Below are 24,307 nucleotides of genomic sequence, written 5' to 3'. Positions count from 1 at the left end.
ACCTCCTATCATTTTGTATGCCAAATGCCGCCACTACCTACATGTGTTTGGCCCGGCACAGGTATAGCATATGGGCCAAAATCAACATGGTGATGAATAATTGTATCACCTTTATAATTTATATGCTCTGGAAAAGCGTTAATCCACGTGTCATCTATTTTTGGTGATAACCCTAGCTCTTGTATTCTATAAAGATTGTTTTTACTTAATGAGTCTGGTTGTAAATCAATCCATTGCTGCCAAAACTCTTGATTATTTCGGATGCCACCTTTTGAAGTTGGAATACCGCTATTAAATGTACGAGTATCTATCGAGAACGCTGGATCGGGTCTTCCTGTAAAATGGGGATCGATCCTACTTTGATAGGGATTATTACCTCTGGATATATTACAGAAGCTTAACCCCAACGGATCCACCCACCCCAGTGGATCATCCACATAGGTATAGGTATTCAGCCCGCCCAGCAGACCAATCGGGTCCATCTGCGTGTAACACCCGCCCGCCGGGTCGTAGTAGCGGAAGGTGTTGTAGTGCAGGCCGGTTTCGCGGTCCAGGTACTGGCCCTGGAAGCGCAGGTTCTGCGGGGTGTCCCACTCGACCGGTGTGCTTTCTCGCAGGCTGCGGCCCCAGGCGCTTGATGCGCCGCGCCAGACGGTGTCGCCGTTGCTGTCGGTCACGCTGTCCGGCAGGCCGTTCAGTTCCGTGTGATACCAGAAGATATCAGCGTGCTCACCGTGGCTGTCGACGCGCGCCAGCGGCTCATAGCTGTTTTCGGTGTAGATATACTGCACCGCCGCGTCCGGGTGGCTGTCGCTGGTTTCGCCCACCATCTGCAGGCCGGACCAGGCGTACTGCATACGTTCCGGTTTCCGGGCATGGCGTCGCCACACCTGTTTCTCCGTGCGTCGGCCCAGCGCGTCATAGCGGTATTCGGCTTTTGTGAACTCCGCGTCGCCGTCGATAGTGACCTGGCTGATGCGGTGCTCATCGTCGTAGCTGAAACGCTGCGTCACTCTCCGGTGCGTGTCGTGGCGCACGGTCATGCGCCCGAAACCGTCGTATTCCCGGCTGACGCCGTCCAGGCGTTTCAGCAGGTTGTTCCACACCGGCTGCAGCGCCGGCGTGGTGCGGTTGTCCGCGGCGTCATACCAGAAACGCTCTTCCCCTTCCGGCTGCAGGCTCTGCGTCATGCGCCCGGCCGCGTCGTAGCCCCACAGGGACTGGCGGTACTTCTCAGCAGGGGTGGAGGGGGCGCCGTCGGTGTACATGCGGCGGATTATCTGGTCCGCACGGTCCCACTGGTAGCGGCGCTCGGAGACCAGACGGTCGCGCAGGTTGTCCGTGCAGCGCCGGTGCGTGATGCGCCCGGCCATGTCGTAGTGCGTCTCCAGCTCCAGCGCGCCCATCGTGCGGTGCGTCTCCCGGTGCAGGCGGTCACGCTGGTAGCCGGTGACCGGCAGCGTTTTTCCGCTCAGGGAGAGCTGCATCTCCAGCAGGTGCCCGGTGCCGTAACGCAAGAATTTCAGCACCCTCCCGTCCGGGAAGGTGGTGGCGCTGAGGTTGCTCAGGGCATCGTATTCATGCTGATAAACGCCGGAATGGTTCTCTTCGCGTATCAGGTCGCCAAGCTTATTACGCGCGAGGCTGATGACGTCGGTGTGCACCGGCTCGCGCATCTCCACCGCGGCCTGACGCCACTCGGTGTAGGCATAACGGCGGATTTCGATGGTCAGCGCGCTGTAACGATACTCGGTGCGGTGCTCCGGGGTTTCCCGCGCCGTCATGCGCCCGAGGGCGTCATATTCATAATTCAGCACCTGCGCCGGCAGGTCGCTGCCGCGCTCCGGGTGGCGAACAAGCGAAGCCACCTGTTGCGCGGCGTTGTAGTGATACTCCGTCTGACGCCCGGCATAATCCTGCTGACAGGTCAGCAGCCCGGTCGGGGTGTAGCCGAAACGCCACTCCTGGTTGTTGGCGTTGGTCAACGTCACCAGACGGCCCGCCCGGTTGAAGCGAAAACGGGTCACATGCCCTGCCGGGTCGGTGGCTTCCGTTACCTGGCCGCGCGCATTGAGTTTCACCCTGCGCGTACTGACGCCATCGACGCTCTGTCCGCAGAGCAGGCCGGATTTTGTGTAGCTGAACTGCGTCTCGCGCCCGTCGGCACGAATATAGGTCTGCAGGCGACCGGCGGGGCTCCAGACGTAGCGGTCCGTATTGCCGAGCGGGTCTGTGCTGCGGATAAGACGCCCGGCACCATCATACTGATTCTGGCTCTGGTTACCGGAGCAGTCCTCCTCGCGGATCAGCTGGCCCAGCGCATCCCACCAGAAGCGGTGGCTATTCTCCAGCGCATCAATGCGGCGGATTAAGTCGCCCTGATCGTTCCACTCAAAGCGCGTCACGCCCCCTTCCGGATCGGCCAGCGCCACCACATCGCCGGCCAGGCTGTATTCGTACTGCCAGACGCCGCCGTCCGGCAGCACCTCTTTTAACGGGAAGTCATACAGCGGATGCCAGGTTTTCAGCGTTGCGCGTTCGAGCGGATCGCGCTCCAGCGTCATATTGCCGCGATCGTCCCAGGCATACTCCCAGCGCCCGCCGTCGGGCTGAACGGCTGACAGCAGCTGTTCGGACTGTCCTGCCCAGTTGAACTGCCACTTACCGCCGTGCACATCGGTGTACGCGGTGATGCGGTAGATCTCATCCCAGTAGTGTTCGCTGACAACGCCTTCATCGTTGCTGACGCGGGCGTAGCGTTTGCTCTCATCGGCGTCGATACGCCAGTTTTCCAGCACCGTGCCCTGCTCGTCGTGAACCTGGTACGCCTTCACGCGCCAGTGTTCTGCATCTGCGGTCGGCTGCCACTGATAATGCACTTTCAGGCCGGTAGAGAAGCCGTGCCAGGCCAGCATATCGCTGGCGCGATCCCAGCCAAACTGGCGGCTTACCACATCATCGGCATCAATGACCGCTATCAGCTGCGCCTGGTCGTTGTAGCGATAGCTCACCAGCAGCTGACGTCCGCCATCAACAATCTGGTAAACCGCGCGTAAGCGCCCGCTATGGGCGTCGTACTCAAGCTCGACATCCAGGGCTTCGTTGTCACTGGAGATACGCGCCAGCTGGCCTTGTTCGTTCCAGCTGAAGTAGTGGGCATTTTCATGGCGGTCATACATGCGGTGCATGCGCCACTCGCCCGGGCGGGTGGGATCCGGTTCATAGACCTGATGACCGTCTTCGCCGGTCTGGATCGCAATCGCACCGTTCGGGCTGGAGAAGAGCCTCAGCCCCTCGTCCGGATAGGAGATCATATCGCCGCTGAGCACTTCGCCGAGCCCCAGCTCGCGCCCGCTCATATCTTTGAAAACCAGCTGATTGTCCGCCAGACGGTAAAGACGCGTCTCAAACGGCATCATCCAGCCAGGACCGAACATGCCGGAGGCGCGGTTGCGGCTGTTGTAGATACGCTGCCAGTAGAGCGGCATACGATCCGGCAGGACAAAGTCGAGATCTTCCTCTTTGGCGAGGATCTTGGCGCCGCTGGCGATATTGACCGGAAACGCGGTGCTCGCCGCGGAGATAAGAACGGAAGAAACCACATCTGAAACTACCGCGCTGCCAAAAGCACAGACGATATTTTTCAGCACGCTGCGGGTTAGCATGCGTCGGCAGAGCATTCTTGCCAGATTGGGCAGTTCAGCGACCCCCAGCGAGCCGACAATGGCACCCAGCAAGTAGGCCAGCTGGTTTTTGCCACTGCGGATATCGCGAACGGTGATGGTGTCACCACCGATGCGAACCCGCGGATCTTCGTTGACTTTGATCTCCGCTTCGCAGGTGCTTTTCTCACCATTGCGCGCTGCAGGCTGATTATTGATTAGGACGCTTTTGGAGCCCTGGGCGATAAAGTTACTGCTGGTGACCGCATGGCCTTTTTTGCAGTCAACGGTATCGAGTGGCATCGGGGTCGCATGGGGATCGGCGCTTTCAACCAGCGGTTGCGAAAGCGATTCCCACAGGTTCGAGCCCCACTTTTTCATGTCATCAAGGGTGAGATTTTTGGCGCGTTCGGCAAGCGCTATTGTCATGCCGCCGGGCGTCACGATGAGTTTTGCCGCTTCAGCCGCAGTGGCCAGCGCCAGCACGCCAACAGCCGCCCAGTCGATGCTCTCTTCAGGAGCAGGAGGCGCGAGAAGATAATCACGGTCCACGGTTCCGGCGGCACGTGCGGCTTTTTTGCCCTTGATGTGTACGTTCTCAGAGCCGGTAACGATATGCGCGTCGGGGGGCCCGGGGTCTATCAGGCTGTCGACCAGTTTCCCGGCAGCGTCGCCAATTTTTTCCAGCTCGCCACTGAAAACCAATGCAGCAATCACCACACCGCCCACTATTGCACCGACACCTGAAAAGAGGATCCCGGCAATAATCGCCCCTTCCACAACAGCGCCGACAAAATCCGCCAGCGCTGAACTGTGAATCAGTGGGTCATCAATACGGGCCGCGATGTAATCCGTCATCGTTACGCCCCTAACTGTAAGCCCGATTTGATCGATGCCCAGAAAGCATCAGCAGGCGCGTCAAACGGCGCAGTGCGGCTGAACGTCAGCACCAGAAGATGATCCTCCACGCGGGTGATAGCCAGCTTCTCATGCACCAGCACGCCCTGATTTTCAAAGCGTAGTGAAACTTCACGGGCAGGCTGGTTCGCCACCTGGCTATCTCCCACTTCGCCCATTACGACTTTCTTCATGCTGCGCTTCACTTTCGCCAGCTGTTGGCTGATAAACGCCTCTTCCTCGCCTGGCTTGATGTCCCACGCACGGGTGATCACCAGCGTCGCGTTGCTCTCATTAAAGCGCAGCACGTTAATGCTGCGATCCTGGCATGCTTCCGGCAGGTTGAGGATGCCTTCCGAAATAAGAAACTGTGCGGTCGCCATTATTTATCTTTCCCTTGATTAAATGCTTGTTTTACCGCGTCCTGGATCTGCGAAATGGTAGGGGCAACTTCACCCTGCGGTTGTGGCTTCGATAAGTTCAAATCCAGCAGCCCGCCGGTATTAATCTGACCGTTCCCCTGCGCATCGATTTTGAAATTCTCACACTGCAGCGTAACCGTACCGTTAGCACCTAAAGTCAGCACCGATTTACCAGAAACAAGCTGAATGGCGGTGTCAGAGGCCTGCACCAGAGGGCCCTGCACTTTCTGTGTAAACCCACCGCCGATCACCTCGTCGTGGGAAAGCTGTGTCGCCTGGAAGTGGGTTCCCGCCACTTTACCGGTGTGATCGCGCGTGATGTTGACGGTCTGTGAGCCGCCAACGCTGCGCGTCTCATCGTTTTTCACATGGGTATCAAGGTTACGCTCGGCCTGGATCCACACCTGCTCTTCGCCCGCTTTATCTTCAAAGCGCAGGGCGTTGGCGTTATCCACCGAGCCATCTTTCGAGCGGCTGAGGAAGCCCATCTGCGTTGCGGCGGCAGGCAGCGCCCAGGGCGGCATGCTCGCTTCGTTGTAAACGCGGCCGGTAACAATCGGACGATCCGGATCGCCGTTGATAAAATCGATGACCACTTCGTCACCGACGCGCGGGATCTGCACACCACCATAGCCCTGACCGGCCCAGGCGCTGGAGACGCGCACCCAGCAGGAGCTGGTGTCATCGCCCTTCGCCAGCCGATCCCAGTGGAACTTCACTTTTATGCGGCCATATTTATCCGTCCAGATGCTCTCACCCTGCGGACCCACGACGCGCGCGGTCTGCGGGCCGTAAGTGCGCGGCCAGGGGGTGTGCTGCGGCGGGCGAAACACCACCGAGGAGGGAATAACGCTGAAGTCGATGCGGTGCACCGTCTGGCTGTCGGCACCGCTGGCATAGCGGTTCTCTTCAAAGTTGTAGTGCGCGGCGGTGACAAGATATTCGCCATTGTCATTAAAGAATGCGGCGTTGGTGAGCTGGAACGTGCAGCCCGGCACAATACCGATTGCCGTGGCGGTGCCTTCGATTTGTTGATGCTCAACCTGCCAGCGCTCCTGGCGAATGCGGGCGTAGAATTCGCCATGCCCATGCTCGACAAAGCGACCCGGCCAGTCATAAACATCAATCGCGCCAGGGGAAGGAGAGTTCGGGTTTTGCCGCGCCTGGAAAAGCCACGCGTTCGGTTTGCGGAAATCGTAATCATCCAGACTGTAAATCCCTGGCGTCACGCTATCTTCCAGCGCCCACTGGCTGATCCCCTCTTCATCGGTACTGCCGCCCGATGGCGTCTGGTGATAGGGAATAAACTCATAGCCGCTAAAGGGCTGATGTTGGGTGGCCGCGTCGGTCAGCACCAGCGTGTGTTTGTCCGCTTCATGCTTGAAATGGTAGGCGATGCCTTCCAGCTCCATCAGACGGCTGATGAAATCGAAGCTGCTCTCCTGGTACTGCACGCAGTACTCCCACGTGCGGTAGCTGCCGGTCAGCTTATCTTCAATATTGACCTGGTATTCGCCCAGCAGAGTTTTCACGATTTGCGGCACCGTCTGCCCCTGGAAAATACGCAGGTTGCGGTCGCGCTTCATCGGCCAGAGATCCGGCTCTACGGTAAGTTGGTAAACGGCATAACGCGTACCGCTCAGCTCGACGGCGCTTACGGCGACGCGGGTGATTTTACCGTTAAGGTAGCGGCTGCCGGACAAGCCCTGGGTTGGCAGGGTGACGGTGACCGGTTTACCGAGCAGCTGGCTGCGATCCATGCGCGCGTCAGTACCGAGCAATTGCAGGGTAAAGGAGAATGCTTCGGACAGGGCTTCACGACCAGAAATTTTCCAGAAGAGCAGCCCCTCGGCAGGTAACTGAACAGTGATGCGATTGCTCATAAAGCGGATCCTGACATAAAACGCGCCACTCCAGGCGCGTTCATCGGTTTAACGTGGCGGGCTTGATAGATAGCTACCGCACCCTTTCTGCAAGTGAAAAGGCCTCTATTGTCTGATTTTTCGGCGAAACAAGTGCCAGGAATTATCCTAATCCATAGCAAACCTACCAAAAAAAGCGTCTGTTTTTAGCGAGTTAATAACACTCTCGCAAAAATAAAGACGCTTAAATCAATGGCCTTCAGCGTAATTTGCTTTAAGTGAAAAGGATTGTGTGAGTGTGAAGCCGCAGAGTCAAATACTCACGTCGCGGTTTCGCGAGGACTCTCGCAATTTATGGCCTGAAGAATGAACATCGCTTGCGATAAAGCGGGCGCGTTCGAAGACGCTTATACCTCTTACTCCGCCAGTGCCTGTGCGCAGGCCCAGGCGCTGGACCATGCCCACTGGAAGTTGTACCCCCCCAGCCAGCCGGTCACATCCATCACTTCGCCAATAAAGTAGAGCCCCGGAACATTTCGCGCCTCCATCGTGCGCGACGAGAGCTCATGGGTATCCACGCCGCCGAGCGTCACCTCTGCAGTGCGGTAACCTTCGGTGCCGTTAGGCTGGACGCGCCATGCGGTTAATGTCTCGACCAGCTTCTCCTGGTGACGGCTATTGAGCTGCTTCAGCGTCACATCGGGGATCTGCCCGAGCTGCTGTAAACACTCCACCAGCCGTTTTGGCAACTGCATGCCGAGGGTGTTTTTCAGGCTCTGATTGGGGTGCGCATCGCGCTGCTGATTGAGAAACTCCGCCAGGTCGCACTTCGGCACTAAGTTAATGGTGACAAACTCCCCCGGTAGCCAGTAGCTGGAGATTTGCAGCACCGCAGGCCCCGACAGGCCGCGATGGGTAAAGAGCAGGTTTTCGCGAAATACCGTCCCGTTTTCAGCGGTGATAACAGAGGGTACAGAGACGCCGGAGAGGGTTTGCACCTGCTCGAGTAAAGGTTTGTGCAGGGTAAAGGGCACCAGACCGGCGCGAGTCGGCAGCACCTTCAGGCCAAACTGCTCGGCGATTTTGTAGCCGAAAGGCGAAGCGCCCAGCCCCGGCATCGACAGCCCGCCGGAGGCGATAACCAGTTTCGCCGCCTGCACCGTGCCGCCGTTCAGTTGTAAGGTGTAGCCGTTGTCATCACGCTCGACAGAGAGGATCTCCGTGCGCAGGCGCTGGGTGACACTGCCCTTCTCGCACTCCGCCACCAGCAGATCGACAATCTGCTGCGCCGAGTCGTCGCAAAAGAGCTGGCCGAGCGTCTTTTCATGCCAGGCGATGCCGTGTTTACCCACCAGATCGATAAAATCCCACTGGGTGTAGCGCGCGAGGGCAGATTTACAAAAATGGGGGTTCTGGCTTAAGTAAGCCGCCGGTTCGACATAAAGATTAGTGAAGTTGCAGCGCCCGCCGCCGGACATCAGGATCTTACGACCCGGCTTTTTGCCGTTATCCAGCAGCAGCACGCGCCGGCCCGCTTGCCCCGCCAGCGCCGCACAAAACATTCCCGCCGCGCCAGCACCGACTATAATGGCATCAAAGCTTTCCACATTTTCACCCTCTCTCTTACCTGGTCGCGAATTGTAAAGAGTTCAGGCTGGTCACACCAGCGCAGTGTGGTGAGAAAAGAAACATGCCATTGAAATTTATAAGATAATTTTAAAAATTCAGCGGAATGTAAGCGATGATGTCAAAAAAAGTCGATATTTCACTTTGCCCATACCGCCAATGTCCCTGATAATGCGCGGCGTTCGTGTCCCCAAAATGGCTTAACGACCTATGGTACATTTGTTTGCCGGCCTGGATCTCCACACCGGGCTACTCCTCGTGCTTGCACTGGTTTTTGTTCTGTTTTACGAGGCCATTAACGGCTTCCATGACACAGCGAATGCCGTTGCAACCGTGATTTATACACGCGCTATGCGTTCTCAGCTGGCGGTTGTGATGGCGGCAGTGTTTAACTTCTTCGGCGTTTTGCTGGGCGGGTTAAGCGTTGCGTATGCCATTGTGCATATGTTGCCAACCGACCTGTTGCTGAATGTTAGCTCCGCACACGGCCTGGCGATGGTCTTTTCCATGCTGCTGGCTGCCATTATCTGGAACCTCGGCACCTGGTATCTGGGCCTGCCTGCTTCCAGCTCTCACACCCTGATTGGCGCAATTATCGGTATTGGTTTAACCAATGCTCTAATGACCGGCACCTCGGTGGTCGACGCGCTGAACATCCCGAAGGTGCTGAATATCTTTGGTTCGCTGATCGTTTCACCGATCGTCGGCCTGGTATTTGCCGGCGGGCTGGTGTTCCTGCTGCGCCGCTACTGGAGCAGCACCAAGAAACGTGCGCGCATCCATATGACGCCTGCGGAACGTGAGAAGATCGATGGCAAGAAAAAGCCGCCGTTCTGGACGCGTATCGCACTGATTCTCTCTGCTATCGGCGTTAGCTTCTCTCACGGCGCAAATGACGGTCAGAAAGGTATCGGTCTGATTATGCTGGTGCTGATTGGCGTCGCGCCGGCGGGCTTCGTGGTCAATATGAACGCCTCCGGTTACGACATCACCCGTACGCGGGATGCTGTTAATAACGTGGAAACCTACTTCCAGCAACATCCGGCGCTGCTGCAAAAAGCGACGGGTGTGGATCCGCTGATCCCGACGCCGGAAGAAGTGGCCACTAAACCTGGTGAGTTCCACTGCCATCCAGGGCGCGCTATCGGTGCGCTGGACCGGGCGAAAGCGATGCTTACCGGGATTGAGAACTACGACCAGATCCCGCTGGAACAGCGCGGGCAGCTGCGCCGGATTATGCTCTGCCTCTCCGATATCACGGATAAAGTGGCGAAGCAGCCGGAAATCAGCGCCGACGATCAGCGCCTGCTGAAGAAACTGAAAGGCGATATGCTTAGCACCATTGAGTACGCGCCAATCTGGATCATCATGGCAGTCGCGCTGGCGCTGGGTCTGGGGACGATGATTGGCTGGCGTCGTGTTGCCACCACCATCGGCGAGAAGATCGGTAAGAAAGGCATGACCTACGCTCAGGGGATGTCCGCGCAGATGACCGCAGCGGTGTCGATTGGTCTGGCAAGCTATACCGGTATGCCGGTCTCAACCACCCACGTGCTCTCTTCGTCCGTAGCCGGTACGATGATTGTTGACGGCGGCGGTTTGCAGCGTAAAACCGTGACCAACATTCTGATGGCCTGGATCTTCACGCTGCCGGCGTCGATTATTCTCTCCGGCGGTCTGTACTGGATTGCGCTGAAGCTGATTTAATGTAAGCCTCAGAGACGAAAAAAACGGGTCAGGAAACTGACCCGTTTTTTTATTGCCGGAACCGTGCGCATTGCCGGATGGCGGCTGACGCCTTATCCGGCCTACGCCAAAAGCCCAGCCCGCTCATCCGTAGGCCTGATAAGCGCAGCGCCATCAGGCAGTTGTTGAAACCATGCGCATTGCCGAATAGCGGCTCGTGCCTTATCCGGCCTACGCCAAAAGCCCAGCCCGATCACCCGTAGGCCTGATAAGCGCAGCGCCATCAGGCAGTTGTTGAAACCATGCGCATTGCCGAATAGCGGCTCGTGCCTTATCCGGCCTACGCCAAAAGCACAGCCCGCTCATCCGTAGGCCTGATAAGCGCAGCGCCATCAGGCAGTTGTTGAAACCATGCGCATTGCCGGATGGCGGCTCGTGCCTTATCCGGCCTACGCCAAAAGCCCAGCCCGGTCACCCGTAGGCCTGATAAGCGCAGCGCCATCAGGCAGTTGTTGAAACCGTGCACATTGCCGGATGGCGGCTCGTGCCTTATCCGGCCTACGCCGAAAGCACAGCCCGCTCATCCGTAGGCCTGATAAGCGTAGCGCCATCAGGCAGAAACAGCGCTCAGTGCCAAATCATCAGTCCAATCAGGCTCAGCACCACCAGCCCGCACAGCGAACTGGTTAAAATAAACAGGTGACGCACCCGCTCGCAGCGGCGGATAAACTCATCGTCATGGTGATCGCGGTAGCGTTGAGCGTAGATGTACCACACCAGCCGCATCTGCTTGCCCGGCTGACCGTGGGCGGTAAAGAAACCGCCGCCATCGACATATTGATACAGCAAGGGATCGCATCCGCGAAGGACCACCAACAGGGCGCGCAGCGATGAGTAATAACGCGCCATGTTCACCACACACACCACACACAAAGCCCAAAACAGCGCAACAGTGCTGATCACCATATCCCCTCCCCGGCGAGAGCCCCTGAGTTTCACTCCAGCGCTCGCGCTCCTGAAAACCCCACTAAGGTAGACAACAAAGAGTGTAACCAAGGCTCCGGACGGACCACAACGAAGGCGATGTTCCGTAGTTGACCTCGCGCAAAGAATCAGGCCAACTTCGGGACACCGTCTCTCTCTTCCGTACGGTTTCTTAATAGTGTAGGAGATAGCGCTCTTTTTTTGCCACAAGCGCACGCAGATCCCTGCATCTCGCTGTAAATATTACGTAAGTGAATCGTGATCCAGGTTGATTGACGGTGCTGTTAGAGCGTTATAAGGTAGGAATCATTTTGAATGCGACCTGAAAAGTCGGGCGCAACGCTCACGTACAACGCAGGATGCGAGCGCAGCGCAACCCCATCAGGGTTTCACCCGGATGGCCATCGACAACTTATGGAAGGAGTAACATTATGGCTTACAAACACATCCTTATCGCCGTCGATCTCTCCCCTGAAAGCAAGCTGCTGGTTGATAAAGCCGTCTCTATGGCGCGCCCATACAACGCAAAGATCTCTCTGATTCATGTCGATGTGAACTACTCCGATCTCTACACCGGCCTTATCGACGTTAACCTCGGCGATATGCAAAAGCGCATCTCCGACGAAACGCACCAGGCGCTGACGGAGCTCTCCACCAACGCAGGCTATCCGATTACCGAAACCCTGAGCGGGAGCGGCGATCTGGGCCAGGTGCTAGTCGACGCGATCAAAAAATATGATATGGATTTGGTGGTGTGCGGCCATCATCAGGACTTCTGGAGCAAACTGATGTCCTCTGCGCGCCAGCTGATTAACACCGTTCATGTGGATATGCTGATTGTCCCGCTGCGCGATGAAGAGGACGAATAATCGTTCGTTGACCTTTCGTCAATAGCCTGAATACCGCCCGGTGCGCGCAACGCCACCGGGCTTTTTCATTCCCCGGCGCCGGGATAGATATCGAACCGGTGGCTTTTAGTCACCACCGCAGATTGCGTGGCAACACCGGCCAGCGGCGGCGCGTAGTCGGGCCGTTTTACCACCACGCGTTTAATCGCTAACTGACGCGCAGGCTCCAGTAAGCCATCGGCATCGAGATCCGGGCCAACCAGCGACTGAAAGACCCGCATCTCTTTTTTCACCAGCGCGCTTTTCTGCTTATGCGGAAACATCGGATCGAGATAGACCACCTGCGGGCGCGGCGTAATATCCGCCAGCCCCGAAAGGCTTGAAGCGTGAATCAGCGTTAAACGGTCGCGCAGCCACGGGCCGACTTCCGCATCCGCGTAACCGCGCTGCAAACCATCCTCCAGCAGAGCGGCAACCACCGGGTTGCGCTCCAGCATGCGGACCCGGCAACCGACGGAGGCCAGTACAAAGGCGTCGCGCCCAAGCCCGGCCGTGGCATCCACCACCTCCGGCAGATAGCTGCCTTTAATACCGACCGCTTTTGCTACCGCTTCGCCTCGCCCGCCACCGAACTTACGCCGGTGCGCCATCGCACCTGCGACAAAATCGACAAAGATACCGCCGAGTTTGGGCTCATCGCGTTTGCGCAGTTCAAGGTGGTTCGGGGTGCGAACCAGCGCCATCAGGTTGTCGTCATCCGGCTCCAGCCCAAAGCGGGCGATAAGATCGGATAAGGCACCGTCTCCGGTGCCTGTTTCATCCAGTAAGCAGATCTTCAAGTGTTAGCCTTCGATACCATAATGCTCAAGCATCGCGTCAATCTGCGGCTCGCGACCACGGAAACGTTTGAACAGCTCCATTGGCTCTTCTGAACCGCCGCGCGTCAGGATGTTATCGAGGAACGACTGCCCGGTTTCGCGGTTGAAAATCCCCTCTTCCTCGAAGCGGGAGTAAGCATCGGCAGCCAGCACATCGGCCCACAGATAGCTGTAGTAACCCGCGGCGTAACCGCCAGCGAAGATGTGGCTGAAGGCGTGCGGGAAACGGCCCCACGACGGCCCAGGCATCACCGCCACCTGGCGTTTGATCTCGGCCAGCGTGTCGAGGATTTTCGCCCCCTCTTGCGGGTTAAATTCCGCATGCAGACGGAAGTCGAACAAGCCGAACTCCAACTGGCGCAGGATAAACATCGCCGCCTGGTAGTTTTTCGCCGCCAGCATTTTATCCAGCAGCTCCTGCGGCAGCGGCTCGCCGGTCTCAAAGTGACCGGAGATAAACGCCAGTGCCTCTGGCTCCCAGCACCAGTTCTCCATAAACTGGCTCGGCAGCTCAACCGCGTCCCACGGCACACCGCTGATGCCCGCCACGCCTGCGGTTTCAACCCGCGTCAGCATATGGTGCAGGCCGTGACCAAACTCATGGAACAGGGTGATCACTTCATCATGGGTAAAGAGTGCCGGTTTGCCGCTCACCGGGCGGTTAAAGTTACAGGTGAGATAGGCGACCGGTTTTTGCAGCGTGCCATCGGCGCGGCGCATCTGGCCGACGCAATCATCCATCCATGCCCCGCCGCGTTTGTGCTCGCGGGCATAGAGATCGAGGTAGAAGCTGCCGCGCAGCGCGTTGTTTTCGTCATACAGCTCGAAGAAGCGCACTTCCGGGTGCCAGACATCAACATCGGTACGCTCTTTAGCGGTGATGCCGTAAATGCGTTTTACCACTTCGAACAGGCCATTAACGGCGCGGTTTTCCGGGAAGTACGGGCGCAGTTGCTCATCGCTGATGCTGTAGAGGTGCTGCTTCTGTTTTTCGCTGTAGTAGGCGATATCCCACGGTTGCAGATCGTCAACGCCAAACTCCGCTTTCGCAAAAGCGCGCAGCTGTGCCAGCTCTTTTTCACCCTGCGGACGGGCGCGTTTCGCCAGATCGGTTAAGAACTCCAGCACCTGCGCCGGGTTTTCTGCCATTTTGGTCGCCAGCGATTTATCCGCATAGCTCTCAAAGCCAAGCAGCTGCGCCAGTTCGTGACGCAGGGCGAGGATCTCCGCCATCACCGGGCTGTTATCCCATTTACCCGCGTTCGGCCCCTGATCGGAGGCGCGGGTGCTGTACGCGCGATACATCTCTTCGCGCAGCGCCTGGTTGTCGCAGTAGGTCATCACCGGCAGGTAGCTCGGAATATCGAGCGTTAACAGATAGCCCTCTTGCTCTTTGGCTTCTGCCTGCGCTTTCGCCGCGGCTAAGGCGCTCTCCGGCATGCCGGAGAGTTCAGATTCGTCGGTAACCAGCTTGCTCCAGCCCATGGTGGCGTCGAGCACATTGTTGCTATAGAGGTTGCCCAGCTCGGAGAGGCGCGCGGCGATTTCGCCATAGCGTTTCTGCGTCTCTTTCGGCAGGCCGATACCGGACAGTTTGAAGTCGCGCAGAGCGTTATCGACCGATTTTTTCTCGGCAACGCTCAGTTCAGCGTAGTGGTCGCCGTCGCGCAGATCGCGATAGGCGTTATAAAGCCCTTCATGCTGGCCGACCCAGGTGCTGTACTCGGAGAGCAGCGGCAGGGTCTGTTCGTAAGCTTCACGCAGTTCCGGGCTGTTTTTCACGGAATTCAGGTGGCTGACGGGAGAGAAGAGACGACCCAGACGGTCATCCACTTCCGCCAGCGGCTGGCAAAGATTGGCCCATGTATAGGGGCCGCCCTGCGCGACAACGCTCTCAACCGCGTTTCGGCAGTCGTCCAGCGCTTTCGTTACCGCAGGGACAACGTGTTCAGGACGAATTTGAGAAAACGGCGGTAATTCGAAAGGCGTCAAAAGGGGGTTGGTCATATGCGCAGTCCTGTTGAAAAGGGTGTTTGATTAGCATGGGGCTAACTTATGGAGATTTCAATGCCGGAGGGTGCGCTTAAGCCGGGTATCGCTGCAATAAGCGGAGGGTTGAGCGGTAATCCGCCGCGATCTGCGATAGACTGTGCGAAATCTCGTTTAATTTCTGGAATCTCCAACGCTATGCTCAGTTATCGCCACAGCTTCCACGCGGGCAACCACGCCGACGTCCTCAAACACACCGTTCAGAGCCTGATCATCGAAGCGCTGAAAGAGAAAGAGAAGCCGTTTCTCTATCTCGACACCCACGCAGGCGCGGGGCGTTATCAGCTCTCCGGCGAGCATGCGGAGCGCACCGGTGAATATATGGAAGGGATTGCGCGCATCTGGCAGCAGGACGACCTGCCTGCCGAGCTGGAACCTTACATGAATGTGGTGCGTCACTTTAACCGTGGCGAGCAGCTGCGTTACTACCCGGGTTCACCGCTGATCGCCCGCCAGCTGCTGCGCGAGCAGGATAGCCTGATGCTGACCGAGCTCCATCCGAGCGACTTCCCGCTGCTGCGCCAGGAGTTCCAGAAAGATGAACGCACTCGCGTGGCGCGTGCCGATGGCTATCAGCAATTAAAAGCCAAACTGCCGCCGGTCTCGCGCCGTGGTCTGATCCTGATCGACCCGCCGTATGAGATCAAAACCGACTACCAGGCAGTGGTGAGCGGTATCAGCGAAGGCCATAAACGTTTCGCCACCGGCGTGTACGCCCTCTGGTATCCGGTTGTAATGCGCCAGCAGATCAAACGCATGCTGCGCGATCTGGAAGCGACCGGCATTCGCAATATCCTGCAAATCGAGCTGGGCGTGCGCCCGGACAGCGACCAGCGCGGCATGACCGCCTCCGGCATGATTGTTATCAACCCACCGTGGAAACTCGAATCGCAGATGAACACCGTGCTGCCGTGGCTGCACAAAAAACTGGTGCCAACCGGTACAGGCCATACGCTGGTAAACCAGGTAGTACCCGAGTAATCGCAGCCATCGGTGGCGCATTGCGCCCGGCGCGCTACAATCGCGCCACGACTGTCGACTTCGTTCAGGATTAAGGAAACGACCATGAGCAAACATTATGACTACCTCGCCATCGGTGGCGGCAGCGGCGGTATCGCCTCAATCAACCGTGCCGCCATGTATGGTCAAAAATGCGCACTGATCGAAGCCAAAGAGCTGGGCGGCACCTGCGTTAACGTCGGCTGCGTGCCAAAAAAAATGATGTGGCATGCGGCACAGATTGCCGAAGCAATTCATCTTTACGGCCCGGATTACGGTTTCGACACCACGGTGAACCACTTCGACTGGGGCAAACTGGTCGCCAGCCGCAGTGCCTACATTGACCGTATTCACACCTCTTATGACAACGTGCTGGGCAAAAACAACGTGGATGTGATCCGCGGCTTTGCGCGCTTTGTCGATGCTAAAACCGTGGAAGTGAACGGCGAAACGATTACCGCCGACCACATCCTCATCGCCACCGGCGGTCGCCCGAGCCACCCGTCGATTCCCGGCGCGGAGTATGGCATTGATTCCGATGGCTTCTTCGCTTTGCCCGCGCTGCCGAAACGCGTTGCAGTGGTAGGCGCAGGCTATATCGCCGTCGAGCTGGCGGGCGTGATCAACGGTCTTGGCGCTGAAACGCACCTCTTTGTGCGTAAACACGCACCGCTGCGCAGCTTCGACCCGATGATCTCCGAGACGCTGGTGGAAGTGATGGCGGCAGAAGGCCCGAATCTGCACACCCACGCGGTGCCGACAGCGGTTGTGAAAAACGATGACGGTAGCCTGACAATTACGCTGGAAGATGGCCGTTCGCAAACCGTCGACTGCCTGATCTGGGCAATTGGCCGCGAACCGGAAACCGATAACTTCAACCTTGCCGCCACCGGAGTGAAAACCAACGACAAGGGCTATATCGAAGTGGATAAGTTCCAGAACACCAGCGTTCCCGGTATCTACGCGGTGGGCGATAACACCGGCGCGGTTGAGCTGACGCCGGTTGCTGTCGCCGCTGGCCGCCGCCTCTCCGAGCGCCTGTTTAACAACAAGCCGGACGAGCATCTGGACTACAGCAATATTCCGACCGTGGTCTTTAGTCACCCGCCAATCGGCACCGTTGGCTTAACCGAACCGCAGGCGCGCGAGCAGTATGGCGACGACCAGGTGAAGATCTATAAATCTTCTTTCACCGCGATGTATACCGCCGTCACCTCTCACCGCCAGCCGTGCCGCATGAAGCTGGTCTGCGTTGGGCCGGATGAGAAGATTGTCGGTATTCACGGCATCGGCTCGGGGATGGATGAGATGCTGCAGGGCTTCGCCGTGGCGCTGAAGATGGGCGCGACCAAGAAGGACTTCGACAACACTGTCGCCATCCACCCGACGGCGGCGGAAGAGTTCGTCACCATGCGTTAATGCTCCACGCAAACTGGCCCCCGCGGCCAGTTTTGCTTTTACACAAGGTTTGAAAGATGGCGGTGCAACTCCCCGTGTTTGATGGTCATAACGATCTGCTGCTGCGCCTGTGGATGGAGCAGCCAAACACGCCTGTGGAACAGGTTTTCAGCGGCCTTAACGGTGGCCATCTCGATTTTCCCCGTATGCAGCGCGCCGGTTTTGCCGGCGGGCTGTTCGCCGTCTTTGTTCCTCCCGCCCGCTATATTGCAGAGATGCGCGGCATCACGCCCGCTGAAGCGCAGGCGCTGCACGATCCGCTCCGGATCACCTACCAGCAGATCGATCTCTTCTACCGCATGGTCGACGCATCCGAGGGCAGAATGCGCGTCTGCCACAGCGCGCAGGAGATTGCGCAGTGCCTGCAAGATGGCACGATTGCGCTGGTGCTGCATATTGAAGGTGCCGATGCCATAAACGCAGAGTTAGAGCCGCTGGATGCGCTGGTCGCACGCGGCGTGCGCAGTATTGGGCCGTTCTGGAACCTGCCAAATGTGTTTGGCGAAGGGGTAAACGGCCGCTTTCCCGGTTCGCCGGATACCGGGCCGGGCCTGAGCGAGGCGGGCAAACGCCTTATTCGCGCCTGCAACCAACGGCGAATCTTGATCGACCTCTCGCATATGAATGAGCGGGCATTCTGGGACACCGCCGCCCTCAGCACTGCGCCGCTGGTCGCCAGCCACTCCAATGCTCACGCTCTCTGCCCACAGCCGCGCAACCTCACCGATGCTCAGCTGGAGGCGATTGCCGCCAGCGACGGCCTGGTGGGCGTAAACTTCGGCACCGCCTTCCTGCGTGAAGATGGCAAGCGCGACGCCCACACCCCTTTACACAAAATTTTCCAACACATCGACTATCTGCTTACTAAACTTGGTGAGGATCGTGTAGCATTCGGCTCCGACTTTGACGGCATCGACCTGCCGGACGAGTTGGGCGATGTCACGGGGCTACCGCGACTCATGGCCCTGCTGACGTCGTCTGGCATCAGCCAGTCGTTGGCAGAAAAGCTTGCCTGGCGCAACTGGCTGCGAGTTCTGAATATGACCTGGGGTAACTGAATCACACCGGTTACCTCCTCTCATCCCAAGGAGTTACGCTATGTGGACTAAACCAACGTTTGTGGATCTGCGCTTAGGTCTGGAAGTCACTCTCTATATTTCCAACCGCTAAACGCGCCCGCCCGCCTCGCTGCGGGCTTTCTTTTTTTGCTTACCGGTTTACACAGATGCTGATTACTGTTTTAGGTTCCGCAGCGGGCGGCGGCTTTCCCCAATGGAACTGCAACTGCCCGAACTGCGCGGGAGTGCGTAACGGCACAATGCAAACCTCGGCGCGTACGCAATCGTCAATTGCGATAAGCGATGATGGCAAAAACTGGGTGTTGTGCAACGCCTCGCCCGATATCAGCCAGCAATTACGCGCCACGCCTGCGCTGAACAGACCCGAACAGCTGCGCGGTACCGCCATTGGCGCGATTATCCTCACCGACAGCCAGATTGATCACAGCGCGGGGCTGCTCAGCCTGCGCGAAGGGTGCCCGCACCAGGTGTGGTGTACGCCGGAAGTGCATGATGACCTCAGCACCGGCTTTCCCGTCTTCCCGATGCTCAGCCACTGGAACGGCGGGCTGCAACACCACCCTGTCGAGCCGCTGGTGCGCTTCCAGGTGGCGGTTTGCCCGCAGCTGCACTTTACCGCTATTCCGCTTTTGAGCAATGCACCGCCCTACTCGCCCTACCGCGATCGCCCGCTGCCCGGGCACAACGTGGCGCTGTTTATTGAGGACAGCAATAGCGGGCAGAGCCTGCTTTATGCGCCGGGTCTCGGCGAGCCAGATGAGACGATTATGCCGTGGTTGCAGCGCGCCGACTGCCTGCTGATCGACGGCACGCTGTGGCGTGATAATGAGCTGAGCGCCACCGGCGTGGGCGGCCACAGCGGCAAAGCGATGGGTCACCTGGCGTTAGCCGAAGAGCAGGGCCTCGCATCCCTGCTCGCGACGCTACCCGCCCGTCGCAAGATTTTAATTCATATTAATAATACCAACCCGATCCTGAATGAAGCCTCCCCGGAACGACAGAGCCTTGAGCAACAGGGGATTGAAGTGAGCTGGGACGGGATGGTTATCGCGCTATAAGAGGTTTCATGAGCGAAGCAATATGCCTGACACCCGCGGAGTTTGAAGCCGCATTACGGGCGAAGGGTCAGTACTATCATATTCATCACCCTTATCACATCGCGATGCATAACGGTGAAGCGACACGGGAGCAGATCCAGGGCTGGGTCGCCAACCGCTTCTACTACCAGACCAGCATTCCGCTGAAAGATGCGGCGATCATGGCCAACTGCCCGCATCCGGAAGTGCGCCGCCAGTGGGTGCAACGCATTCTCGATCACGATGGCGAAGGGGAAAACGAGGGCGGCATCGAAGCGTGGCTGCGCCTTGGCGAAGCGGTGGGGTTAACCCGCGAAAGCCTGCTCTCGGAAGAGCGGGTGCTGCCGGGTGTGCGTTTCGCGGTCGATGCTTACGTCAACTTTGCCCGCCGCGCCTGCTGGCAGGAGGCGGCATGCAGCTCGCTGACCGAGCTCTTCGCGCCGCAGATCCACCAGTCGCGCCTCGACAGCTGGCCGCAGCACTACACGTGGATTGAGCCGCAGGGGTATGACTACTTCCGCAGCCGTCTCGGCCAGGCGCGACGCGATGTCGAGCACGGTTTGTCGCTGGCGCTGGAGTGGTGCGACACCGCCGAGAAGCAGCAGCGGATGCTCGATATCCTGCAGTTTAAACTCGACATCCTCTGGAGCATGCTCGATGCGATGACGATGGCCTACAGCCTCGATCGCGCCCCCTATCACACCGTCACCGCAGACGCGGTGTGGCACACAAGGAGACTGGTGTAATGCATATTCAGGCACACTACATTCCCGCCTTCCGCCGGGGTTACCGCCTGCAGTGGGAAGCCGCGCAGGATTGCCATGTGATCCTCTACCCGGAAGGGATGGCGAAGCTGAACGACAGCGCCACGGCGATCCTTTCAGAAGTGGATGGTATTAAAAACGCGGGCGAAATTATCGCCACGCTGGAGGCGCGTTTTCCCGACGCCGAAGAGCTTGCCGCCGACGTGCTCGATTTCCTGGCGCAGGCCTATGCACAAAAGTGGGTGATTTTCCGTGAGTGAGGCCGCTAAAAGCGTCAATCCGCCGCTCTGGTTGCTGGCGGAGCTGACCTATCGCTGCCCGTTGCAGTGCCCCTACTGCTCCAACCCGCTCGACTTCTCAACCCAGGAGCAGGAGCTGACCACGGCGCAGTGGATTGAGGTATTTCGCCAGGCGCGGGCAATGGGCAGCGTGCAGCTGGGTTTTTCCGGCGGTGAACCGCTGTTGCGCAAAGATTTGCCGGAGCTGATTGCTGCCGCGCGCGGGATGGGGTTCTACACCAACCTCATCACCTCCGGCATTGGCCTGAGCGAGAAGAAGCTGCACACCTTTGCCGATGCCGGGCTGGATCATATCCAGATCAGCTTCCAGGCCAGCGATCCTGAACTGAATGCCGCGCTGGCGGGCAACGAAAAGGCCTTCCACCAGAAGCTAGCGATGGCGAAGGCGGTCAAAGCGCTCGGCTACCCGATGGTGCTGAACTTCGTTCTGCACCGGCACAATATCGACCAGATCGACCGGATTATCGCGCTGGCATTACAGCTGGAGGCCGATGACGTTGAGCTGGCAACCTGCCAGTTTTACGGCTGGGCGCAGCTTAACCGCGAAGGGCTGCTGCCGAGCCGCGAGCAGATTGCCCGCGCCGAAGCGGTGGTCAGCGACTACCGGGTTAAGATGGCGGAAAACGGCAATCTGACCAACTTACTGTTTGTTACCCCGGACTACTACGAAGAGCGCCCGAAGGGGTGCATGGGCGGCTGGGGAGCGATCTTCTTAAGCGTGACGCCGGAAGGCACTGCGCTGCCGTGCCACAGCGCGCGCCAGCTGCCGGTGAAATTCCCCTCGGTGCTGGAGCACTCGCTGGAGCACATCTGGTATGACTCCTTCGGCTTTAACCGCTATCGCGGCAACGACTGGATGCCGGAGCCGTGCCGCTCCTGCCCGGAGAAGGAGCAGGACTTCGGCGGCTGCCGCTGCCAGGCTTACATGCTGACCGGCGACGCGGCAAATGCCGACCCGGTGTGCAGCAAATCGCCGCATCACGGCACTATTCTCGCAGCGCGCGAAGAGGCCAACCATAGCCGCATCGGCGTACATGAACTGCGTTTTCGCAACCGTGTTAACTCGCAACTGATTGTTAAAGGCTAACCATGCAGACCCGACAGCTCCACCTCGACAATGGGTTGCACGTCACCCTGGTGCATCAACCCGACGCGCGCCTGGCGGCGGCGCTTTGGTGCGTCAACGCTGGCAGCCTGCAGGAGCCGCAGGCCTGGCCGGGGCTGGCGCATCTGCTGGAGCATATGCTGTTTCGCGGCAGCCTCGGTTTTCCGCAGGCGCAGCGCTTAATCAGCTGGGTACCGTCGCAGGGTGGGCGGCTTAACGCCTCAACCCGCCTGGCGCAAACGGCCTACTTTTTTGAGGTGCCTGCGGATCTGCTGGAGCCGGGGCTGTTGCGGCTTACTGACATGCTGGTGACGCCACAGCTTAACGAGAGCGAGATCCTCGCAGAAGCCTCGGTGATCGACGCAGAGTATCGTCTGTTACAGCACGATGCCGAAAAACGCCGCGAAGCCGCTCTGCTCAAAATGCTGGATGGCGATGGTCAACTGGCGCGTTTTCGCATCGGTAACCACGCAAGCTTTGGCAACGAAGCCGCCCCGCTGCAGCAGGCGCTACAGGCTTTCCACCAGCAGCACTACCACGCCGGGAATCTGCGCCTCTTTTTACAGGGGCCGCAGACACTGGAGAATCTCGAAGCGCTGGCGCGCTGTAGCGCCGCGCCGCCCCCCTCTGCCAGAGAAGCCGATGCGCTGATGCCGCTCACCCTCAAACGTGGCGATTGCGCGCTGCATCAGCCGCGCGAAACCATGTTGGTGTTGAGCTTTACCCTCCCTGCCGCCGCCAGCGGTGCGCTACGTCTGCTGGAAACCCTGCTGCTGGACGAAACCGCAGGCGGGCTGATGGAGATTTGGCGCCAGCGCAACCTGGTAACCGCTATCAACCTGCAGGCCGATTGCCTGAATTGCGAAACGCTCTGGCTGCGGCTCACCTTTACGCTACGCGATGAGAGCGTCAGCGCCGCACAGGTTGAATCCCTCTTCTTCCGCTGGCTTGATGCCGTCAGCGCCCTGAGCGAGGCGCAGTGTCAGGCGCTCTGCCGCTTTACGCAGCACGCCTTTAAACAGCTCGCACCGCTTGAAGCGCTGCGCGCCCGTGCCATTGGCCTGCTGCCGCCCGATCCAGACGGCTGGCCTGCCTTGCTGGCAGCCCTCACCCCGGCAAACGCCAGCCGGTTATGGGCTTCGCCTGAAGTAAGCGGAGAAAGTGTTGAGAGCCAGGGCTTTACCCTGACGCTGGCCCCTTTTGCTGCGCAAACAGCATCTGATGAGCCGGTCACTTTTACCCCTTTTCCGACGCCTGCGCCGCTGCATGCACCTGCGCTCCCTTCAGCCGCTGCGCCGCTGGCCTGGCAAGCGGCAGAGGGCGATGCCTCGCTGCGCCTGCGTCCACAACCTGCCACGGCATTCAGCGATGAAACCGGCTGGTGGCTGGCATCGCGCCTGCGACCGCTCAGTGCGTGGGCAGCTCGCCAGGGTGGCGTGTTGACGGTGCAGCGTGAGCAGGGGATCTGGCAGTTGCACCTCTGCGGAGAGGCGCTATTAATGCAGTCCCTGCTGGCGGAAATTAATCAGATTTTGCAGCGCGAGGATGCTAACGCCGGGGTGCAGGCACACCTTGCGCTGGCACAAGAGACCGCGCGCGAAATGCAGGGCAGCGCCGTGCGCCGCCTGCTGGCGCAGCTGCCGCGTGAACTGACAGCCTCTGTCGCCCAGCCCACGCAACAGGTGTGGCAAGCGCATCTGACAGGCGGCGACGCGGCGCTGCACCAGGCGCTCTCTCGCCTGTTAAGCGACTTTATCTTTCCTATTGAGACCGAAACCGACGCGCCGCCGCTTAACGCGGTCGGCAGGCACTTCACGCTGGAGACGCAGGAGGAGGACAACGCGCTGCTGCTGTTTTTGCCAGTTGAAGAGGATATTGAGGAGATGCAGGCGCTTATCCAGCGCTACCAGCCGCTCTTCTTCCACCAGATGCGGGTAGAGCGCAGCCTTGGCTACGTCGCCCAGTGCCAGTGGTACTACTGCGCGGATCGCCAGGGCGTGCTGGTGGTGATGCAGTCGCCGACTCACTCCTCCGACGCACTGCGCGACGAGGCGCAAGGGTTCTTTGTGCAGCAGGCCAGCGCAACGCCCGGCCCGCAGACCGCGTGGCTGGCGCAGCAGTTGCCGAATGCCTGGCGCGGCACGAGCGGGAAAGAACCGTTTAGTGAAGCGCGTTAAAACTCACTGTCGTTAACAACGACAGGCTTCGCATGACCTGCGTCAATCGCGAAGGCAACATTAAAGCGGCGCGTATTGAACGCCGTGGTCTGCGCTTTGGCTTTCGAGGAGAGCACAAATGTCGCAATAAATTGCCCGCTATCAGGGAATTTATAGAGGCTGGGTGGAATGCACATTTCCCCCTCTTTTATCGTCAACCCCGGCGATTGTTGATACCAGCGCTCTTTGTACGGGGTGGTGCGCGGCGCGATTGAAATAAAGGCAGGCTGATAATCTTCAGCCTCTTTGATGGTAAAGCAGACCTGAGCGTTTTTTACCACCACCGGGGCGGTTTCTGCGGGCTTATAGCGCTGATCAACGCGGTCGCCCATCGGGCAGCCGCTAAGTAGAGGCATAAGAGCAAACAGGCTGCATTTGAGATAATTTTTCATTTTGT

General features: G+C 58.7%; 19 protein-coding genes. 11 read left to right on the top strand and 8 right to left on the bottom strand.

Features of this window, described 5'->3' with window-relative positions; all coding sequences use genetic code 11:
• Positions 1-8: 8 nt before the first annotated feature.
• From HF650_RS01285 to HF650_RS01270, 4 genes are all read right to left on the bottom strand, one after another.
• Positions 9-4,520: an RHS repeat-associated core domain-containing protein gene (locus HF650_RS01285; protein WP_187800865.1), complete on the bottom strand. Its 4,512-nt coding sequence runs from the start codon at positions 4,518-4,520 to the stop codon at positions 9-11.
• 2 nt (positions 4,521-4,522) lie between these two features.
• On the bottom strand, positions 4,523-4,942 hold the full coding sequence (locus tag HF650_RS01280; protein WP_187800864.1) for a DcrB-related protein: 420 nt from the start codon (positions 4,940-4,942) through the stop codon (positions 4,523-4,525).
• Entirely contained in the window at positions 4,942-6,864 is a 1,923-nt protein-coding gene (gene tssI, locus HF650_RS01275) for a type VI secretion system tip protein TssI/VgrG (RefSeq protein ID WP_187800863.1), read from the bottom strand. Before tssI ends, HF650_RS01280 begins: the two co-directional genes overlap by 1 nt.
• 395 nt (positions 6,865-7,259) lie before the next feature.
• The gene (locus HF650_RS01270) at positions 7,260-8,450 is read right to left on the bottom strand and encodes an NAD(P)/FAD-dependent oxidoreductase (RefSeq protein ID WP_187800862.1); all 1,191 of its coding nucleotides are present in this window, start codon (positions 8,448-8,450) and stop codon (positions 7,260-7,262) included.
• 229 nt (positions 8,451-8,679) lie between these two features.
• Between HF650_RS01270 and pitA the strand changes: the two genes are divergently transcribed.
• Positions 8,680-10,176, top strand: coding sequence for an inorganic phosphate transporter PitA (gene pitA / locus HF650_RS01265; RefSeq protein ID WP_187800861.1), 1,497 nt, complete (start codon positions 8,680-8,682; stop codon positions 10,174-10,176).
• Positions 10,177-10,782: 606 nt separating this feature from the next.
• Here pitA and uspB read toward each other — a convergent pair.
• Entirely contained in the window at positions 10,783-11,118 is a 336-nt protein-coding gene (gene uspB / locus HF650_RS01260) for a universal stress protein UspB (protein ID WP_187802572.1), read from the bottom strand.
• Positions 11,119-11,570: 452 nt separating this feature from the next.
• Here uspB and uspA point away from each other — a divergent pair, with 452 nt between their 5' ends.
• Positions 11,571-12,008 carry a universal stress protein UspA gene (gene uspA / locus HF650_RS01255; RefSeq protein WP_042713217.1) on the top strand — a complete coding sequence of 146 codons (438 nt, stop codon included), beginning with the start codon at positions 11,571-11,573 and terminating at the stop codon, positions 12,006-12,008.
• Positions 12,009-12,073: 65 nt separating this feature from the next.
• Here uspA and rsmJ read toward each other — a convergent pair whose 3' ends face one another.
• A complete protein-coding gene (rsmJ, locus tag HF650_RS01250) occupies positions 12,074-12,826 on the bottom strand; it encodes a 16S rRNA (guanine(1516)-N(2))-methyltransferase RsmJ (protein WP_187800860.1) in 753 nt (250 codons plus the stop codon).
• 3 nt (positions 12,827-12,829) lie between these two features.
• Positions 12,830-14,872: an oligopeptidase A gene (gene prlC / locus HF650_RS01245; RefSeq protein WP_187800859.1), complete on the bottom strand. Its 2,043-nt coding sequence runs from the start codon at positions 14,870-14,872 to the stop codon at positions 12,830-12,832.
• 180 nt (positions 14,873-15,052) lie between these two features.
• Here prlC and HF650_RS01240 point away from each other — a divergent pair, with 180 nt between their 5' ends.
• The 9 genes from HF650_RS01240 (at position 15,053) to pqqF (ending at position 23,871) form a co-directional block, all read left to right on the top strand.
• Positions 15,053-15,895 carry a 23S rRNA (adenine(2030)-N(6))-methyltransferase RlmJ gene (locus HF650_RS01240; RefSeq protein ID WP_187800858.1) on the top strand — a complete coding sequence of 281 codons (843 nt, stop codon included), beginning with the start codon at positions 15,053-15,055 and terminating at the stop codon, positions 15,893-15,895.
• A gap of 84 nt (positions 15,896-15,979) precedes the next feature.
• Positions 15,980-17,332 carry a glutathione-disulfide reductase gene (gene gorA / locus HF650_RS01235; RefSeq protein WP_187800857.1) on the top strand — a complete coding sequence of 451 codons (1,353 nt, stop codon included), beginning with the start codon at positions 15,980-15,982 and terminating at the stop codon, positions 17,330-17,332.
• A 56-nt stretch (positions 17,333-17,388) separates the two neighbouring features.
• On the top strand, positions 17,389-18,429 hold the full coding sequence (locus HF650_RS01230) for a dipeptidase (protein ID WP_187800856.1): 1,041 nt from the start codon (positions 17,389-17,391) through the stop codon (positions 18,427-18,429).
• Positions 18,430-18,469: 40 nt separating this feature from the next.
• Positions 18,470-18,541: a pyrroloquinoline quinone precursor peptide PqqA gene (pqqA, locus tag HF650_RS01225; RefSeq protein WP_071789594.1), complete on the top strand. Its 72-nt coding sequence runs from the start codon at positions 18,470-18,472 to the stop codon at positions 18,539-18,541.
• A gap of 55 nt (positions 18,542-18,596) precedes the next feature.
• Complete coding sequence (pqqB, locus tag HF650_RS01220; protein ID WP_187800855.1) at positions 18,597-19,508, top strand: pyrroloquinoline quinone biosynthesis protein PqqB; 912 nt, start codon at positions 18,597-18,599, stop codon at positions 19,506-19,508.
• Positions 19,509-19,516: 8 nt separating this feature from the next.
• Positions 19,517-20,272 (top strand): pyrroloquinoline-quinone synthase PqqC, encoded by a 756-nt coding sequence (pqqC, locus tag HF650_RS01215; RefSeq protein WP_187800854.1) that lies wholly within the window; start codon positions 19,517-19,519, stop codon positions 20,270-20,272.
• A 5-nt stretch (positions 20,273-20,277) separates the two neighbouring features.
• Entirely contained in the window at positions 20,278-20,550 is a 273-nt protein-coding gene (gene pqqD, locus HF650_RS01210; protein WP_187802571.1) for a pyrroloquinoline quinone biosynthesis peptide chaperone PqqD, read from the top strand.
• A complete protein-coding gene (pqqE, locus tag HF650_RS01205) occupies positions 20,543-21,676 on the top strand; it encodes a pyrroloquinoline quinone biosynthesis protein PqqE (RefSeq protein WP_187800853.1) in 1,134 nt (377 codons plus the stop codon). The genes pqqD and pqqE overlap by 8 nt, the downstream gene beginning before the upstream one ends.
• Before the next feature lie 2 nt (positions 21,677-21,678).
• Positions 21,679-23,871 (top strand): pyrroloquinoline quinone biosynthesis protein PqqF, encoded by a 2,193-nt coding sequence (gene pqqF / locus HF650_RS01200; protein WP_187800852.1) that lies wholly within the window; start codon positions 21,679-21,681, stop codon positions 23,869-23,871.
• Here pqqF and HF650_RS01195 read toward each other — a convergent pair.
• Complete coding sequence (locus HF650_RS01195; RefSeq protein ID WP_187800851.1) at positions 23,868-24,302, bottom strand: putative T6SS immunity periplasmic lipoprotein; 435 nt, start codon at positions 24,300-24,302, stop codon at positions 23,868-23,870. The two genes, pqqF and HF650_RS01195, sit on opposite strands and share 4 nt — an antisense overlap.
• Positions 24,303-24,307: the final 5 nt, after the last annotated feature.

Origin of the sequence: Kosakonia sp. SMBL-WEM22 (assembly GCF_014490785.1) — a bacterium.
Lineage (GTDB): Bacteria > Pseudomonadota > Gammaproteobacteria > Enterobacterales > Enterobacteriaceae > Kosakonia.
This window is presented reverse-complemented; position numbering and strand designations above follow the sequence as displayed.

Coding starts and splice junctions, on each gene's coding strand:
- uspA (WP_042713217.1), top strand. CDS start 11,571: ATGGCTTACAAACACATCCTTATCGCCGTCGATCTCTCCCCTGAAAGC.
- HF650_RS01240 (WP_187800858.1), top strand. CDS start 15,053: ATGCTCAGTTATCGCCACAGCTTCCACGCGGGCAACCACGCCGACGTC.
- HF650_RS01195 (WP_187800851.1), bottom strand. CDS start 24,302: ATGAAAAATTATCTCAAATGCAGCCTGTTTGCTCTTATGCCTCTACTT.
- tssI (WP_187800863.1), bottom strand. CDS start 6,864: ATGAGCAATCGCATCACTGTTCAGTTACCTGCCGAGGGGCTGCTCTTC.
- HF650_RS01280 (WP_187800864.1), bottom strand. CDS start 4,942: ATGGCGACCGCACAGTTTCTTATTTCGGAAGGCATCCTCAACCTGCCG.
- pqqC (WP_187800854.1), top strand. CDS start 19,517: ATGAGCGAAGCAATATGCCTGACACCCGCGGAGTTTGAAGCCGCATTA.
- HF650_RS01230 (WP_187800856.1), top strand. CDS start 17,389: ATGGCGGTGCAACTCCCCGTGTTTGATGGTCATAACGATCTGCTGCTG.
- HF650_RS01285 (WP_187800865.1), bottom strand. CDS start 4,520: ATGACGGATTACATCGCGGCCCGTATTGATGACCCACTGATTCACAGT.
- gorA (WP_187800857.1), top strand. CDS start 15,980: ATGAGCAAACATTATGACTACCTCGCCATCGGTGGCGGCAGCGGCGGT.
- pqqF (WP_187800852.1), top strand. CDS start 21,679: ATGCAGACCCGACAGCTCCACCTCGACAATGGGTTGCACGTCACCCTG.
- pqqB (WP_187800855.1), top strand. CDS start 18,597: ATGCTGATTACTGTTTTAGGTTCCGCAGCGGGCGGCGGCTTTCCCCAA.
- pitA (WP_187800861.1), top strand. CDS start 8,680: ATGGTACATTTGTTTGCCGGCCTGGATCTCCACACCGGGCTACTCCTC.
- prlC (WP_187800859.1), bottom strand. CDS start 14,872: ATGACCAACCCCCTTTTGACGCCTTTCGAATTACCGCCGTTTTCTCAA.